The 13,935-nt window shown below is 69.8% G+C and carries 16 protein-coding genes; 8 read left to right on the top strand and 8 right to left on the bottom strand.

From position 1 onward, the window contains the following. Positions 1-14: 14 nt before the first annotated feature. Positions 15-224 (bottom strand): BldC family transcriptional regulator, encoded by a 210-nt coding sequence (locus FB384_RS05950; RefSeq protein WP_183779939.1) that lies wholly within the window; start codon positions 222-224, stop codon positions 15-17. 214 nt (positions 225-438) lie between these two features. Between FB384_RS05950 and FB384_RS05945 the strand changes: the two genes are divergently transcribed. From FB384_RS05945 to cds1, 3 genes are read left to right on the top strand one after another with little or no spacing between them, the layout of a single operon-like run. Beyond that, the gene (locus tag FB384_RS05945; RefSeq protein ID WP_183779936.1) at positions 439-915 is read left to right on the top strand and encodes an Lrp/AsnC family transcriptional regulator; all 477 of its coding nucleotides are present in this window, start codon (positions 439-441) and stop codon (positions 913-915) included. 3 nt (positions 916-918) lie between these two features. Then, a complete protein-coding gene (locus tag FB384_RS05940) occupies positions 919-1,536 on the top strand; it encodes a DUF4229 domain-containing protein (protein ID WP_183779933.1) in 618 nt (205 codons plus the stop codon). Further along, positions 1,533-2,609 carry an L-cysteine desulfhydrase Cds1 gene (cds1, locus tag FB384_RS05935; RefSeq protein ID WP_323985132.1) on the top strand — a complete coding sequence of 359 codons (1,077 nt, stop codon included), beginning with the start codon at positions 1,533-1,535 and terminating at the stop codon, positions 2,607-2,609. Before FB384_RS05940 ends, cds1 begins: the two co-directional genes overlap by 4 nt. A gap of 60 nt (positions 2,610-2,669) precedes the next feature. On the opposite strand, the gene FB384_RS05930 is transcribed toward cds1, so the two are convergent. Together FB384_RS05930 and FB384_RS05925 are read right to left on the bottom strand one after the other, a co-directional pair. Continuing rightward, entirely contained in the window at positions 2,670-3,086 is a 417-nt protein-coding gene (locus tag FB384_RS05930; protein WP_183779930.1) for a CBS domain-containing protein, read from the bottom strand. A 43-nt stretch (positions 3,087-3,129) separates the two neighbouring features. Beyond that, the gene (locus FB384_RS05925; RefSeq protein ID WP_183779927.1) at positions 3,130-4,164 is read right to left on the bottom strand and encodes a baeRF2 domain-containing protein; all 1,035 of its coding nucleotides are present in this window, start codon (positions 4,162-4,164) and stop codon (positions 3,130-3,132) included. Positions 4,165-4,742: 578 nt separating this feature from the next. On the opposite strand from FB384_RS05925, the gene FB384_RS05920 reads away from it, so the two are divergent. From FB384_RS05920 to mbp1, 3 genes are all read left to right on the top strand, one after another. Continuing rightward, positions 4,743-5,219, top strand: coding sequence for a DUF6292 family protein (locus FB384_RS05920; protein WP_183779925.1), 477 nt, complete (start codon positions 4,743-4,745; stop codon positions 5,217-5,219). A gap of 515 nt (positions 5,220-5,734) precedes the next feature. After that, positions 5,735-5,944, top strand: a complete 210-nt coding sequence (locus FB384_RS05915) for a DUF2795 domain-containing protein (protein ID WP_183779923.1) — start codon at positions 5,735-5,737, stop codon at positions 5,942-5,944. Positions 5,945-6,093: 149 nt separating this feature from the next. Continuing rightward, positions 6,094-6,342, top strand: a complete 249-nt coding sequence (gene mbp1 / locus FB384_RS05910) for a microaggregate-binding protein 1 (RefSeq protein ID WP_183779921.1) — start codon at positions 6,094-6,096, stop codon at positions 6,340-6,342. 147 nt (positions 6,343-6,489) lie between these two features. Here the strand turns inward: mbp1 and FB384_RS05905 are convergent, their stop codons facing one another. The 5 genes from FB384_RS05905 to FB384_RS05885 all read right to left on the bottom strand — a co-directional run bounded on the left by FB384_RS05905 (position 6,490) and on the right by FB384_RS05885 (position 11,447). After that, the gene (locus tag FB384_RS05905; RefSeq protein ID WP_183779919.1) at positions 6,490-7,227 is read right to left on the bottom strand and encodes a GAF and ANTAR domain-containing protein; all 738 of its coding nucleotides are present in this window, start codon (positions 7,225-7,227) and stop codon (positions 6,490-6,492) included. Then, complete coding sequence (locus tag FB384_RS05900; protein ID WP_183779917.1) at positions 7,224-7,655, bottom strand: STAS domain-containing protein; 432 nt, start codon at positions 7,653-7,655, stop codon at positions 7,224-7,226. The genes FB384_RS05905 and FB384_RS05900 overlap by 4 nt, the downstream gene beginning before the upstream one ends. A gap of 350 nt (positions 7,656-8,005) precedes the next feature. Further along, positions 8,006-8,878 carry a 1,4-dihydroxy-2-naphthoate polyprenyltransferase gene (locus FB384_RS05895; RefSeq protein ID WP_183779916.1) on the bottom strand — a complete coding sequence of 291 codons (873 nt, stop codon included), beginning with the start codon at positions 8,876-8,878 and terminating at the stop codon, positions 8,006-8,008. A gap of 328 nt (positions 8,879-9,206) precedes the next feature. Then, positions 9,207-10,445 (bottom strand): AMP-binding protein, encoded by a 1,239-nt coding sequence (locus FB384_RS05890; RefSeq protein ID WP_183779914.1) that lies wholly within the window; start codon positions 10,443-10,445, stop codon positions 9,207-9,209. Between the two features lie 78 nt (positions 10,446-10,523). Then, positions 10,524-11,447: a 1,4-dihydroxy-2-naphthoyl-CoA synthase gene (locus tag FB384_RS05885; RefSeq protein ID WP_183779912.1), complete on the bottom strand. Its 924-nt coding sequence runs from the start codon at positions 11,445-11,447 to the stop codon at positions 10,524-10,526. Positions 11,448-11,495: 48 nt separating this feature from the next. Between FB384_RS05885 and menD the strand changes: the two genes are divergently transcribed. Beyond that, positions 11,496-13,202: a 2-succinyl-5-enolpyruvyl-6-hydroxy-3-cyclohexene-1-carboxylic-acid synthase gene (gene menD, locus FB384_RS05880; protein ID WP_183779909.1), complete on the top strand. Its 1,707-nt coding sequence runs from the start codon at positions 11,496-11,498 to the stop codon at positions 13,200-13,202. A 250-nt stretch (positions 13,203-13,452) separates the two neighbouring features. Further along, positions 13,453-13,923, top strand: coding sequence for a DUF3592 domain-containing protein (locus tag FB384_RS05875; RefSeq protein WP_183779907.1), 471 nt, complete (start codon positions 13,453-13,455; stop codon positions 13,921-13,923). Positions 13,924-13,935 lie beyond the last annotated feature (12 nt).

The following is a 13,935-nucleotide window of genomic DNA, read 5'->3' as shown; positions in this document are numbered from 1 at the left end:
CGGCGAGGAGAACCTCAGGAGTTCTGTGGTCCGTCGGGGTCGGTGGTCAGCTCCGCGAGCAGCTCGTTGACCTCGGCCTCCCGGAACCTGCGGTGTCCGCCCGGGGTGCGAATGGAACCGATCCGGCCCGCCGTGGCCCAGCGCGTCACCGTCTTCGGGTCCACGCGGAACAACGCAGCGACCTCACCCGGGGTGAGCAGCCGTCCTCCTGTGGTTGCGGTCACGAATCCGCCTCCTTTGAACCACCGTTGATGTCTGTCCAGATGCAGGACTGTTCCGCAATCGTTGCACTCCGCCCTTCGGGTACTCGAACGGTGTTTGCCGAGTAAAGAGGAGGTAATGGACAAACGGGCCGGTTCGGACATTTTCCCAGGTCGTGGTGTTGCCGGGTCGAACCCGGAGGGGTGCCTCGTGTGAGGTGGGCTTTAACGTGGCCGCGTGGACCGTCTCGACCGCAAGATCATCGCCGCCCTCCGGGACAACGGCAGGGCGACGTACGCCGACATCGGCAGGGCCGTGGGACTGTCGCCGTCGTCGGTGCACGAGCGGGTCGGCAAACTCGAGGCCGCGGGTGTCATCACCGGCTACCACGCGACGGTGGACCCGCGCTCCGTCGGACTCGGCGTGACCGCTCTCGTCGGCATCCAGCCCACCGACACCGGCTCCAACGACGAGATCGCCGACGAACTGGTCGGCCTCGCCGAGGTGGAGAGCTGCTACGCCGTGGCCGGTGACGAGGCGTTCGTCGTCAAGGTGCGTGTGGAGACCGTCGACGAGCTGGAACACACCCTCGGCAGGCTCCGCAGGATCGACGGTGTCGCGCGGACCCGCACCACCGTCGTGCTGTCCACCCGCTTCGAGGGCAGGCCCAACAACCGTTTACTCGACGCCGACGACGACGGCGTAACCTCGTAAAACGTGAACGCACCAGCATCCTCGGCCGCCTCGGCCCCGTCACGGCTGGGCCGCGACCTGACGCTGTACCTGCTCGCACGGTTCGTGCTCGTCGCCGCGATCGCCGCGTTGCTCACCGTCGTCGGGGTGCCGCTGCTGGTGTCGGTACTCGTTGCCCTGGTCGTCGGCCTGCCGCTCGGCATGCTGCTGTTTCGTGGCCTGAACGCCCGCGTGACGGCCGGGCTCGCCGATCGGAACAAGCACCGCGCCAGGGAACGCGCCCGGCTGCGCGCCGAGCTGCGCGGCGAGCGCGTCGCACCGGCACCGGCCGACGACTCCGCCGTGACCGCAGACGAGGACGCCGACACCGAGGACGCCGCCGACGCCGAAGCCCGCGGCGGGAACGGTGACGCAGCCGACCACGCCGACGCAGCCGGCTCCGCCGGTGAGGCCACAGCGGACGGCGCTTCGCGGGGCAGCGTCTCCGAGAACGAGGCCTCCGAGAACGACGCCTCCCAGGACGACGCCTCTCACGACAGGGCGGCCTCTCAGGGTGAGACCTCTCAGGACGGCGCCCAGCAGGACGGACCCGACGAGGGTCCGGCAGGCGAGGATCCGGCAGGCGAGAGGACCCGCGAGTGACCGCGGCACCGGCGCATCGGGAGTGGGTGCGCGAGGCGGTCCGCATCATCGAGGCCGACGCCAATCGCTCCGCCGACACGCACCTACACGTCTTCCCGCTGCCGCCCGAGTGGGGCATCGACCTGTACCTCAAGGACGAATCCGTCCACCCGACAGGCTCGCTCAAACACCGCCTCGCCCGTTCGCTCGTGCTGTACGGGCTCGTCAACGGGCAGATCGGCCCGGATACGACGCTGATCGAAGCCTCCAGCGGATCCACCGCCGTGTCCGAGGCGTACTTCGCGCGCATGCTCGGACTCGACTTCGTCACCGTCGTTCCCCGCAAGACCAGCCAGGAGAAGATCGACCTCATCGAGTTCTACGGCGGGCGGTGTCACTTCGTCGACGTCCCTGTCGCGATGTACAGCGAGGCCGAACGGCTCGCCTCCGAATGCGGCGGGCACTACCTGGACCAGTTCACCTACGCCGAGCGGGCCACCGACTGGCGGGGCAACAACAACATCGCCGAATCCGTGTTCGCCCAGTTGGAGCTGGAGCGGCACCCGGTGCCCGCGTGGATCGTCGTCGGCGCGGGCACGGGCGGGACGAGCGCCACGTTCGGCCGTTACGCGCGTTACCGCCGCTACGACACCCGCATCGCGGTCGTCGACCCGGAGAACTCGGCGTTCTACGGAGCCTGGGAGACCGGTGCCCGCGACTACGCCACCGGCATGCCGTCCCGCATCGAGGGCATCGGGCGACCGCGGGTGGAGCCGTCGTTCGTGCCGGAGATCATCGACGACATGATCCGCGTGCCCGACGCGGCGTCGATGGCGGCGATCCGGTTCCTGCGGGAACGCACCGGGCACTGGGCGGGCGGTTCCACCGGGACCAACCTCCACGGCGCGTTCACGGTCATCGCGCGCATGCTCGCCGCGGGGGAACGCGGCAGCGTGGTGACACTGCTCTGCGACGGGGGCGAGCGCTACGCGAACACCTACTACGACGACGGCTGGCTCGCCGAGCAGGGTTTCGACCTGGAACCGCACCTCGCCGCCCTGCATCGCTTCCTGGACACGGGCCGCTTCCCGTAGGCCGCCGAGGCCCGCGAGTGGGGCCTCGGCGGCGGTGAGACCGAGATCAGCCGTGAACGCTCACTCGGCGGAGAGCGCTGCGACCAGTTCGCCGGTGGCGTCCTGCGGCAACGCGCGGGCGACATCCGCGATGCTGATCATCCCCACGAGCCGGTCGTTGTCGATCACCGGGAGTCGCCGTACCTGGTGCCGGGTCATGGTCGCCAGCACTTCGTCGGCGGAGTCGTCGGCGCCGATCGTGACCGCTTCCGCCTGATTGAGGTTGCCGGCCGGGAAGGTTCCGGCGTCCCTGCCTTGGCCGACCACCTTGACGGCGATGTCGCGGTCCGTGACGACTCCTTTGAGCTTGTTGTCCGGACCGCAGATCGGCACGGCACCCACGCGGTGCCGCGCCATCAGCCGCGCGGCGTCCGCCGCGGTCTGGTCCGTGTCGACGCATTCGACGCCGCTGGTCATGATTTCTCGTGCCGTCGGCATTGCTATCTCCTTTCTGCGATTCGCATCGCCGCCGCCGGTGTTGTCAGAAGTTGACGGGGTAGCGCAGGATCGCGCCCACGCCCGCGTCGAGCTCGGTGCCCGTGGCCACCAGGTCGACGGCTGCGTCGGTGTCGCTGCAGGTCTTCAGTAGGAACGCCTCGCGGGTGGCCTCCCTGCCGGGTTCGAGCAGGAGTGTCTCGACCGCGCCCATTTCAGCCGCGCGCGCGACGGACTGTGCGCCCTGTGCGGCGAGCTCGTGTGCCAACGCCGCCTGCCATTGCTCGCTGCGCTGACTGGCGTTGTGTTCGCTCGTCCTCTCGGCGATGGCAAGGAGTTCGTCGGTGAGCGCACTGTCGGACTCCTTGGCGCCGTCACCGCCACGGTCCGTTTCGGACAGAATGTCGCCGAGTTCGTCGGGCAGTTCGGCGCGGATTGCCTGGCGGCCCTGGGTTTCCCCGGCCAGCACGAGGGCGTGCGGTTGGAAGTTCGAGCTGATCTTGCGCAGCCGCTCGACGACGTCCTTCGCGTTCTGACTGGCCGCTTCGTCGGCACGGCGCTGGATCCGGCCGTGCGATTCGCCTTGGCCCCGCGGCTTGTGCACTTGTTCGTAGGCGCTGCCCTCGATGTCGTCGGCACGTACTTCACGTGGTTCGTGCTGTTCCGCGATCACCAATTGGCGCACCGTTGCGCCCTTCTGGCTTGCCGTGACCACGAGTTCCCGAATCGCACGTGCGTGCTCGCGCACGTAGGAACCCAGGTCGGGAAGCTGTTGCCAGACGGCGCCGTCGCCGGTTCCGAGTGCCGCGTCCCAGCGCGCGTGCAACGTGACGCCGTCCTCGTTCGCGACCAGTATTCTCCCGTTTGCCTGTTCTTCCCCGGAGAGCGCGGCCGCCAGTGCGTCGTCGAGTGCCTCGAGCGCACTCTCCGCCGCACCCTGGGAATGCAGCCGCTCGCGCAACTCGCGCCAACGCAGCCGCGTCTGCTCTCTGGCGTCCTCCGCAGGGGAGCGGCCCTCCAGGTAGACCGTGGCGAACGGTCCGGGTTGTTCGTACACGTGCCGCAGCGCGGCCAACCTCATGCGAGCCTCCATACGTGTCAGGGCCGATTGGTACCCGAGAAAGGGCGTATGCAAACGTCGATCGGACATCGCGGGAAGTGGCGCATCGGCAGTGCCGTGCGCATCGGGAGTTGTGCTCACCGTCCGGGCGTCACGACCTGGCCGGGCTCGCGGACCGCACCGCACCGGGCTTATCGGATGTGCCGGGCTTGTCGGACGTGCCGGATGTGCCGGGTCCCGCGGTGCGCGGCGCACGCTTCGACCGCGCGGGGATCTAACTCCGACCGTAAAGCATTCGCGCCTCTGGCGCGACGGGTCCTCCGGCGTGCAGGGAATGACCGGTGGTGTCGCGGTCCTCGTCGCCCGCCGGAACCGCCGAACCCGGCCGATCGATTCACGGGTAGATGCCGACAAGCGAGCGCGCTACGTCGACAACGCGCTGAGTGGATCGTGGGAGCGATACGCGGAATCGGGTAATCTCGAATCCACCAGTGGAACACCAGCTGGATCGGAACAGTATCGATGCGGGATACCGTTCGGTTCGGCTCAGGTGGAGCTCCCGGGGTCCCGTCATCGATGTGCTGGAGAGGAGCGCGTCGATGGAACCCCGCGCTGAATGGGGATTGCGCAGATACATCCACGCGGTGGCGGCGGGTCTCGGACTCGGCCCGGAGTCGACCTGGTGTGAGCTCGATGTCGGAGCGCGCGCCTACGTGGCCCTGGAAAACCGACTGCCGTGGGTACCGGACCGCGATGCCGCGCTGGTGTGGAATGCGAGCCACGGTTGGGCAGTCGGTGTCGAATACGGTGGTGCGGCCACAGTGCTCGCCTTGAGTTATCGCGGCGCCCCACTGCTTCCGTCTCCGGGTGATGTGGTCGCCTTCGTCAAGAAGGCGTTCGCGGGCGTCCCTGTCGGGTCGGCATCACCGTCCGAACTGGACTGTCCGGATCTTCGACGGCAGCTGGAGCGCTACGCCTCTGCGGAGTCGTGCCAGGGATTGCGCCGAGTCGGCTGCATGGCGATCGACAGCGGTGCGAGCGTGGCAGCGGGTTGCACCACCGATTTCCGGTGGTAATCTATGGACAACGGCGCGTCAGTTGAATGCTTCGCGGCCAGCTGGCGGAGGTTTTCGGAAGACGGAGGACGTTCGCCGTACGGTCGCGTTTTCTGATTGCGATACTGTACCTGCGCTCGTCTCTTATCCGTGTCCGATCTCTTATCCGTGTCCGAGCCCTGGTCTCCGGGTAGCAGCTTCCTGCAGTGGTGCGCCGGACAGCGCACACACTCGTCTGCTGTGGACGGGAACGCGATCGCACTACGGCAGCGGTTCACGCTGTCGGGCCGCCGGCCCGAGCGGCTGCGGACTCCCTGCGACTACGGAATCCCTGCGGTTACGGAATACCCCAGCGTTTCTCGAATGCCGTGATCGTGTCGTTTCGCGATGAGTCCGAAAAGGATCATTGCTGTGGAAGGGATCACTACGCGGATAGGAGGGATTCGTACGTCCGGAATTCGTCGAGCACTGCGACGTCAGCCCACTGCCCGACACCGCAACCGACACCGACACCGACACCGACAAGAGGAGGGTCGATGACCGATGCAGACGACCGCCGGGTACGCAAGGCCATTCAAGGCGTGCAGTTTCCGGCCGACAAGGAAACCCTCGTGGCCTACGCCCAGGAACGTGACGCCGATCCACGGACCCTGCGGGCATTGCGTGCACTGCCCGAGCGCGACTACGGAAACGGCGACGAGGTGGCTAGGGCCGTGCCCCAGCGGCCCGAGCAGACGTCCGGTTGACGTCCGTGTGGAATTCCGCTCTCCGCGGCGCGGGGTGCTGCGGAGAGAGCAGCGACACGTCGAGGTCTGTCTCGGCTGTTGCCGCGAGCGCCGATCGCTGACCCACCGGGCGTCGAGCGGCGTCCGGCCCGACGAAAGGAGTATCGATCATGGTGGAGAACCGTGACCGCGACCAGGCCGACGGCATCAAAGGTGCCGTCGAATCCGTGAAGGGCCGCCTCAAGCAAGCGGCGGGCACCGTGGCGGGCCAGGACTCGCTGGAACGCGAGGGGCAGCAACAGCGGGAGAAGGGACAGGCACAGCAGGAGGCCGAGCGCAAGGAGGCCGAGGCCGAGCAGGCCCGGCAGCGGGCCGCCGAGAGCGAAACCCGCGAACGGCGCGAGCAGGACGAGAAGTAGCGGTCACCGCCGTCGGCTCCGGTCAGCGGACCGGCGGCGGTAACCGACACACGCCGGCGGCGACGCCGGGCCCGGGCCTCGCCTGGCGCCGGCATGTCGCGGAGCCGGGCGGCGAACACGGCCGCGTCGGCGCCGCTGCCGGGCACATCAGCGTTGCTGTGTCTGGCTGCGGACGACCTCGGCGGCAATGTCGCGGAGTTTGACGTTGCGGTTCTGGCTGGCTTGCCGCAGCAGCTTGAAAGCGCCGTCGGCATCGCAACCCTGTTGCGCGATGAGGATTCCTTTGGCCTGGTCGATGACTTCACGAGAGGTGAGGACCTGTTCGAGCTGGTCACCCAGTTCCTGCTTGTCGGCGTGCTTGAGCAGGCACCACAATGCGCTCGCGGCCAGGTCGGCGACGAGCTGACCGAGAATGAACGACGGGCCGAACACCTCGTCGCGCTTGGCGTAGAAATTGAGCGAGCCGAGTACCTGGTCGCCGGCGATCAGCGGGATGGACATCGACGATCCGACGCCCCGTGCGGCCGCCCGGCCCGGGTAGTCACCCCAGCGGTGTTCGCTGTCCATGTCAGTGACGAGGACGGGTTCCCGATCACGCATCGCCTGCATCGCCGGGCCGTCCTCCGCGGAGTACTGCAGCTCCTCCAAATCGGAGTACTCGGCCTCGGCGCGGAGTATGGAGATCGGCCCACCGTCGCGCACGACCGTCACCCCGCACGCGTCGACGTCGTCGGCCGCTCGGACGGCGAGCGTGGCGGTCTTCCAGATCACCTCGTCGATCGCGTCGGTGCTGAGCATGATCCTGGGCAGCGTCCCCAGTCCCGCGACCATGTCGGCGACAGTCGTCGGAGCGGATTCTCCGTTCGCGCTGTCCGGTGCGTTCATCCTCGTGGTCCTCCAGCCACCGCCGTACTGCTGCTGCTCTGTGCGGTCGTGCTGTCGGAGGACGAGTCGTCCGCGAGCAGGTGCTCGAGCTGCGCAGCGCGTAGTCCGCGCTCGACCGCACGCGCACCGCCCGAGACTACGCGCAATTCGATGCCCAGCAACGGTGCACGGTCGGCGGCCTGCGAGAGTATGCGCAGACCGTCGACGCACAGGAAGCTGACGGCGCTCAGGTCGACGACCAGTGGGCCGGCCGCTTCGTCGAGACGGCTGAAGATCGTGTCGGCAGCTGCCGTGACGGAGAGTTGGTCGATCTCTCCTTCGAGACGGACTACGTCCCGGCCACGGGGTTCGGAGTCAACAGCGGGCGGCACCGACGAGCCGGCCGACTGCGGAAACGAGGCGTTTCCTCCCGAGATGGATACGGACAACAAGTCTCCCTTCGGATACCTTGGCAGGCAGCCGCGGAGCCGGTCGTCCGAAAACAGGGCCGTTCGAACACTGGAACGTTCGAACACTGGGCCGTCGGAGTGCTGGGCCGTCCGAGCACTGGGCCCCTCGAGCACTGGGCCGTCCGAACATCTAGTACGAGATCGCCAGCGGCCACCCGCAATGGGTAGTGAGCCGGCTGGCGTTTTCAACCGTGCCGCTTATTATACCGCATTCACAACCGGGTGGCGGCCGACGTCGAGGCCGGGTGGGTGCGCGCGGAGTGGCTAAGGGAGGAGCGGCTGGGACGAACCGATCCCGGCCGGTCCGTGCCGCCCCGAAGGCGGCGAGCTCACGCGAAAGCGAGGGCCCCTCCGGCGAGGACGGCCCACGCCAACATCGCCAGACCCGTATCGCGCAGCACCGGGACCAGGTCCAGACCGGTGCGGCCACCAGCGACCACCCGGACCGGGTTGACCAACAGCAACACGGCAGCCAGCGCGATGAACGCCAGCGGATGCGCCAGCCCGAGAGCCACCGTCACCACGACCGACACCGCGGCCAACGCGACGTACAGCCAGCGCGAACGCGTGTCCCCGAGCAGCACCGCCAGGGTCCGCTTGCCCGACTCGGTGTCGGTCGGAATGTCGCGCAGGTTGTTGGCCACCAGCACCGCCGACGACAGCGCCCCCACCGCGACCGCGCATCCCAGCGCCTCCCAACTCACCGTGGACGCCTGGACGTACACGGTGCCCAGCACGGCGGCCAGGCCGAAGAACACGAACACGGTGACCTCGCCGAAGCCCTTGTAGCCGTACGGGCTGCGCCCGCCGGTGTAGAACCACGCCGCGGCCAGGCACATGCCACCCAGCAGTAGGAGGCGCCAGTGCCCCGTCGCGATCACCAGGGCCAGGCCGAACACCGCGGCCGCCCCGAGGCAGGCCACGGCGGCCGTCAGCACCTGGATCGGCAGTGCCGCGCCCGAACCGACCAGCCGCAGCGGGCCGACGCGGTCGGCGTCGGTGCCGCGCACGCCGTCGGAGTAGTCGTTGGCGTAGTTCACGCCGATGATCAGAGCCAGCGCGACCAGCAGAGCCAGCAGGGTCCGCCACCACGAGAACGCCCCCAGCTGCGCCGCCGCGCCGGCGCCGGCCAGGACGGGTGCGACGGCGTTGGGCAGCGTGCGCGGACGTGCGCCTTCGATCCACTGTGCGACTGTCGCCATGTCCGCATTCTTTCGCGAGCCGTGTGCGCCGCCGTCGGCAGGCGGGTTGTTGCCCCCAAGGGCACTTTGGTTGCATTCAACGCAACCAAAGTGCCCTTGGGGGCAATTCAGCGCCCTCCCTCAGCCCGGCCATCGCCAACTCTGCTGGAACGCCGTCCGGCGCGTACGGTCATGATCGTCCGACCTCACGCAGCGCGAATCCGCGTTCCCGACGTCCCCAGCCGACTCTGATGCGCCTTCCCGAGCGGCCCGTCGTCGAGCGGGCCGGAGGACAGCGAGCGGTCGGCAGGGTCGACGAGCATCCGGAAGCCGTAGCGCTCCAGTCGGTTCAGTCGTCGAAGACGGCGCGGACGGCGGCACGATCGACCTTGCCCGGGCCGATCAGCGGCAGTTCCGGCAGCTGCCGCAGCAGCTTCGGCACGGCGGCACGGCCGAGGCGTTCGCGGACGAGCGCACGCAGCTGCTCGTCGAGATCGTCGCGCGGCTGCGCACGGCCAGTCCGGTCGCCGGGCGCCTCATCACCGGCTGCCGGCTGGGCGGGGCCCGGCTCGCGGGGTTCCGGCACGATCACGGCCGCGATCCGCTGTCCCCATTCGGGGTCCGGCAGCGCCACGACACAGGCTGCGCGGACCTCCGGGTGGGCCGTCAGCGCCGCCTCGACACCGGCCGCGGGCACCTTCACACCGCCGGTGTTGAGCATGTCGTCGACCCGGCCGAGGACGACGAGGGCGCCGTCGTCGTGGAACGAGCCGACGTCGCTGGTGCGCAGCCACCCGTCGGCGGTGAACGCGTGCGCGGTGAGGTCGGGGCGCATGCGGTAACCGTGGCTCAGCGTCGCGCCCGAGAGCTCGATGCGGTCGCCGTCGCCCAGCCGGACGGACACGCCTTCCAGCGGGAACCCGTCGTAGACGCAGCCGCTGGCCGTCTCGCTCATGCCGTACGACGACACGGCCCGCACGCCCGCGTCCGCCGCGCGCCGGGCCAGTTCGTCGTCGAGCCGGGCGCCGCCGAGGACGATCGCGTCGTAGGCCGCGGCGGCGTGCACGGCGTCGGGGCCCGCGGCGAGCAGCCGGGCGAGCTGGGTCGGCACGAGTGCGGTGTAGTACGGCCCTTCGGAGTGCGGGCCGGGCGCGCCGAGCAGTTCGTCGGTCGCGGCAACGAAGGCGTCGGGGCGGAAGCCGCCCGCGATGTCCAGTGTCGTCGGCGGGCAGCCCGCGAGCTGTGCGCGCGTGAGGACCTGTAGTCCTCCGACGTAGTTCGCGGGAGTGGCGAGCAGCCAGCGGCCGGGGCCACCGAGCCTGGCGTGCGTGGCGCGCGCCGAAGCCAGCAGCGCCGACGCCGACAGCAGTACGCCCTTCGCCTCGCCCGTCGACCCGGACGTGGGGATGATCACCGCGGTGTCCGGTTCGACCGGTTCGCCGGGGGCCATGGCCTCGCGCAGGCTCTCGGCTCTCGGACTGCGCGGGTCCAGCGGCAGCAACGTCTCGCCGCCGTCGAGTGCGCTGCACAACGCCTCGTCGAGCGCTGCGACCGATGCGGGCGAACCGTCCGTGAACACGACCTGCACCGCACCAGCGTAGGCCGCGCCGCTGCGGACCGTGTTCACCCGGCACCGCCCGTGCCGGGTGAACGGTGAGCCCGCGCGTCAGTAGTAGTACGGGTGGTCGGTCCAGTCGGGGTCGCGCTTCTCGAGGAACGCGTCCCGGCCTTCGACCGCCTCGTCCTGCATGTACGCCAACCGTGTCGTCTCGCCGGCGAACAGCTGCTGACCGACGAGACCGTCGTCGATCAGATTGAACGAGTACTTGAGCATGCGCTGGGCCGTGGGCGACTTGCCGAGCACCTTCAGCCCCCACCGCAGGGCGGTCGACTCGAGCTCGGCGTGCGGCACGGCCTTGTTGATCGCGCCCATCGCCTCTGCATCGTCCGCGGAGTACGCCTCGCCGAGGAAGAAGATCTCCCGTGCCTTCTTCTGTCCGACCTGCCGCGCCAGGTACGCCGAGCCGAACCCGCCGTCGAACGACCCGACGTCGGCGTCGGTCTGCTTGAACCGGCCGTGTTCGGTCGAGGCGAGTGTGAGGTCGCACACCACGTGCAGCGAGTGCCCGCCGCCCGCGGCCCAGCCGGGAACGACGGCGATGACGACCTTCGGCATGAATCGGATCAGCCGCTGCACCTCGAGGATGTGCAGCCGGCCCGCGCGCGCCGGGTCGACCGTGTCGGACGTCTCCCCGCTCGCGTACTGATACCCGGCCCGGCCCCGAATACGCTGGTCACCACCGGAGCAGAACGCCCAGCCGCCGTCCTTGGGCGACGGGCCGTTGCCCGTGATGAGTACACAACCGACGTCGGAGCTGGTCCGGGCGTCCTCCAGCGCGCGGTACAGCTCGTCGACGGTGTGCGGGCGGAAGGCGTTCCGCACGTCCGGGCGGTCGAACGCCACCCGGACGACGTGCTTGCCCGAGCGGCTCTCGGTGGAACGGTGGTAGGTGATGTCGGTGAAGTCGAACCCTTCGACGGGTGTCCACGAAGCCGGGTCGAACAGTTCGGATACCTGGGTGTCATGCACGCCTGGGACAATAGGCCGTTCCACCCGTACAGCCGAGGGGGCTCGCACGTGAACCCTTCCACCGCACAGGCGAGGGTCATCGTCGACGAGCTGGTGCGCAACACCGTGTCGCACGTCGTGCTGTGTCCCGGATCGCGCAACGCACCGCTGTCGCTGGCGCTGTCCGACGCCGAGGCCGCGGGCAAGCTGACGCTGCACGTGCGCATCGACGAACGCGGCGCCGGATTCCTCGCGCTGGGGATCGCCGCCCGCACCGGACGTCCCGTCGCCCTCGTGTGCACCTCCGGTACGGCCGCGGCCAACTTCCATCCCGCGGTGCTCGAGGCCGACCGCGCCGGGGTGCCACTGATCGTGCTCACCGCCGACCGCCCGCCGGAACTGCGCGCGGCCGGTGCCAACCAGGTCATCGACCAGCAGCACCTCTACGGCGGCGCGGTGCGCTACTTCGACGAACTCGCCGTGGCCGAACGCCGCGCCGGGCAGAACGCCTACTGGCGCAGTCAGATCTGCCGCGCCTGGAACGCGGCGTACGGCGAGTGGCGGTGCGGTCCGGTCCACCTGAACGTGCCGTTCCGCGAACCGCTCGTGCCCGACGCCGACGACGGCGGTGGCGGCGCGGCGGGCGGTGTCGCGGGCGGCGCCGAGTGGTACGAACCGCTGGACGGCAGGCCCCGCGGCGCGCGGTGGACCGAATTGCCCGAGTACGGCGCCCTGCCGTCCTTCGTCGTGCCGTCGGCGCGGCAGGGGCTGGTGATCGCCTGTGACGCCGGGGTGCACGCCGCGAGCGAATGGGCGGCCGAACACGGCTGGCCCGTGTTGTCGGAGACCGGCGGGCTCGGCCTGGGCGGTGACACGGCCATCCCGGGCGGTCCGTGGCTGCTCGGCGTCGAGGAGTTCCTCGCCGAGCACAAACCGGAACAGGTGCTGTGCATCGGCAGGCCGACGGTGTTCCGCCAGGTGCAGCGGCTGCTGTCGGACCCGGCCGTCGAGGTGCTGCTCGTCCGTCCCGATTCGGACTGGCCGGCGCCCGCTCACAACGTGCGCCAGGTGGGGCAGTGGTTCGACGCGCCGACGAAACCGTCCGACCCGGAGTGGCTCGCGCGCTGGCAGTGCGCGGACGCGGCGGCTGTCGAGGCGGTCCGCGACACCCTGGGCCGGGAGCCGTGGCCCAGCGGGCTGCGGGTCGCCCAGGAACTGGTGCACGGCCTGCCGCGGGATTCGCTGCTCGTGGTGGGTTCGTCGAACCCGGCACGCGATGTCGCGCTTGTCGGCGGCAGGCGACCGGACGTGCTGGTGCACCGCAACCGCGGAGTCGCGGGCATCGACGGCACCGTGTCCACCGCCATCGGCGCCGCCTGCGTGCACCGCGGGCCGTCGTACGCGCTGCTCGGTGATCTGACGTTCCTGCACGACAGCAACGGCCTGCTCCTCGGCCCCGCCGAGGACCGCCCCGACCTGGCGATCATCGTCGTGAACGACGACGGCGGCGGCATCTTCTCGCTGCTCGAACAGGGCGCGCCGGAACACCGCGACGGGTTCGAGCGGATCTTCGGCACCCCGCACGGTGCCGACCTCGCCGCACTGTGCGCCGCGTACGGCGTGCCCCACCGCACGGCGGACGACCTCGAGCAGTTCCGCGCCGCGCTGGCCCCCGAACCGGGCCTGCGGGTCATCGAGGTGCGAGCCGACCGCAGCCGTCACCGCGATCTGCACGCCGCGTTGCGGGAAGCGGTGACGGCGGCCGTCTCCCGCTGAGCCGGTACCGCGGGTGCAACGACCTGTGGAACGCCGACCGGGCATGCGGCAGGGCGCCCCCAAGGGCACTTTGGTTGCATTCAACGCAACCAAAGTGCCTCTGGGGGCAACCACCAGGTGCGCCCACGGCCGCCGTCGCTGCCCGACGTCGGGGCCGCGTGGCCCCGGTGGGTGTCGAGCCGGTGGTGGTCGTCTCTCGGCGTGGGTGGTGGAGGAAGACGGGCTGGCGGGAGAACTAGGATCACGTGCCGTGACCCCTTCCGATCCGCGCAGGCAACGCGCGTGGCGCATCGGCGCGTGGGCCGTGCTCGGGCTCGCGCTGCTGATCACACTCGAATGCGCCGTCCTGTCCGCGGGCGCGTGGGTCAATGACCGGGACATCGCCGAGAACCACGGGGCCGCGGTCGCGCAGGTCGAACAGGTCACCTGGGACCGCACCCTCATCCGCTTCGACACCCCCGACGGCGAATCGCACAACCCCGACCTCGGCGTGCTGTACCCGCAGGGGCTGAGCCAGGGACAGCTCGTGCGCGTCGAGTACGACACCACGGAACCGGACCTGGTGAAGGTCGCGGGCCGCACGTGGGTGCTCACGCTGCTGCCGACGGGCACGACGGCGCTGTTCACCTGGCTGGTCGCCGGGCCGCTGCTGTGGTTCCTCCGGCGGCAGGCGGGCGGCCGGATCATGCCGCGCCGCCGCCGCAAACCCGCCCCCGCCTGACCTCGTCAGTCC

Origin of the sequence: Prauserella sediminis (assembly GCF_014195435.1) — a bacterium.
Lineage (GTDB): Bacteria > Actinomycetota > Actinomycetes > Mycobacteriales > Pseudonocardiaceae > Prauserella > Prauserella salsuginis.
This window is presented reverse-complemented; position numbering and strand designations above follow the sequence as displayed.

Coding starts and splice junctions, on each gene's coding strand:
- FB384_RS05930 (WP_183779930.1), bottom strand. CDS start 3,086: ATGCCGACGGCACGAGAAATCATGACCAGCGGCGTCGAATGCGTCGAC.
- FB384_RS05925 (WP_183779927.1), bottom strand. CDS start 4,164: ATGAGGTTGGCCGCGCTGCGGCACGTGTACGAACAACCCGGACCGTTC.
- FB384_RS05920 (WP_183779925.1), top strand. CDS start 4,743: ATGGAACCCCGCGCTGAATGGGGATTGCGCAGATACATCCACGCGGTG.
- FB384_RS05915 (WP_183779923.1), top strand. CDS start 5,735: ATGACCGATGCAGACGACCGCCGGGTACGCAAGGCCATTCAAGGCGTG.
- mbp1 (WP_183779921.1), top strand. CDS start 6,094: ATGGTGGAGAACCGTGACCGCGACCAGGCCGACGGCATCAAAGGTGCC.
- FB384_RS05905 (WP_183779919.1), bottom strand. CDS start 7,227: ATGAACGCACCGGACAGCGCGAACGGAGAATCCGCTCCGACGACTGTC.
- FB384_RS05895 (WP_183779916.1), bottom strand. CDS start 8,878: ATGGCGACAGTCGCACAGTGGATCGAAGGCGCACGTCCGCGCACGCTG.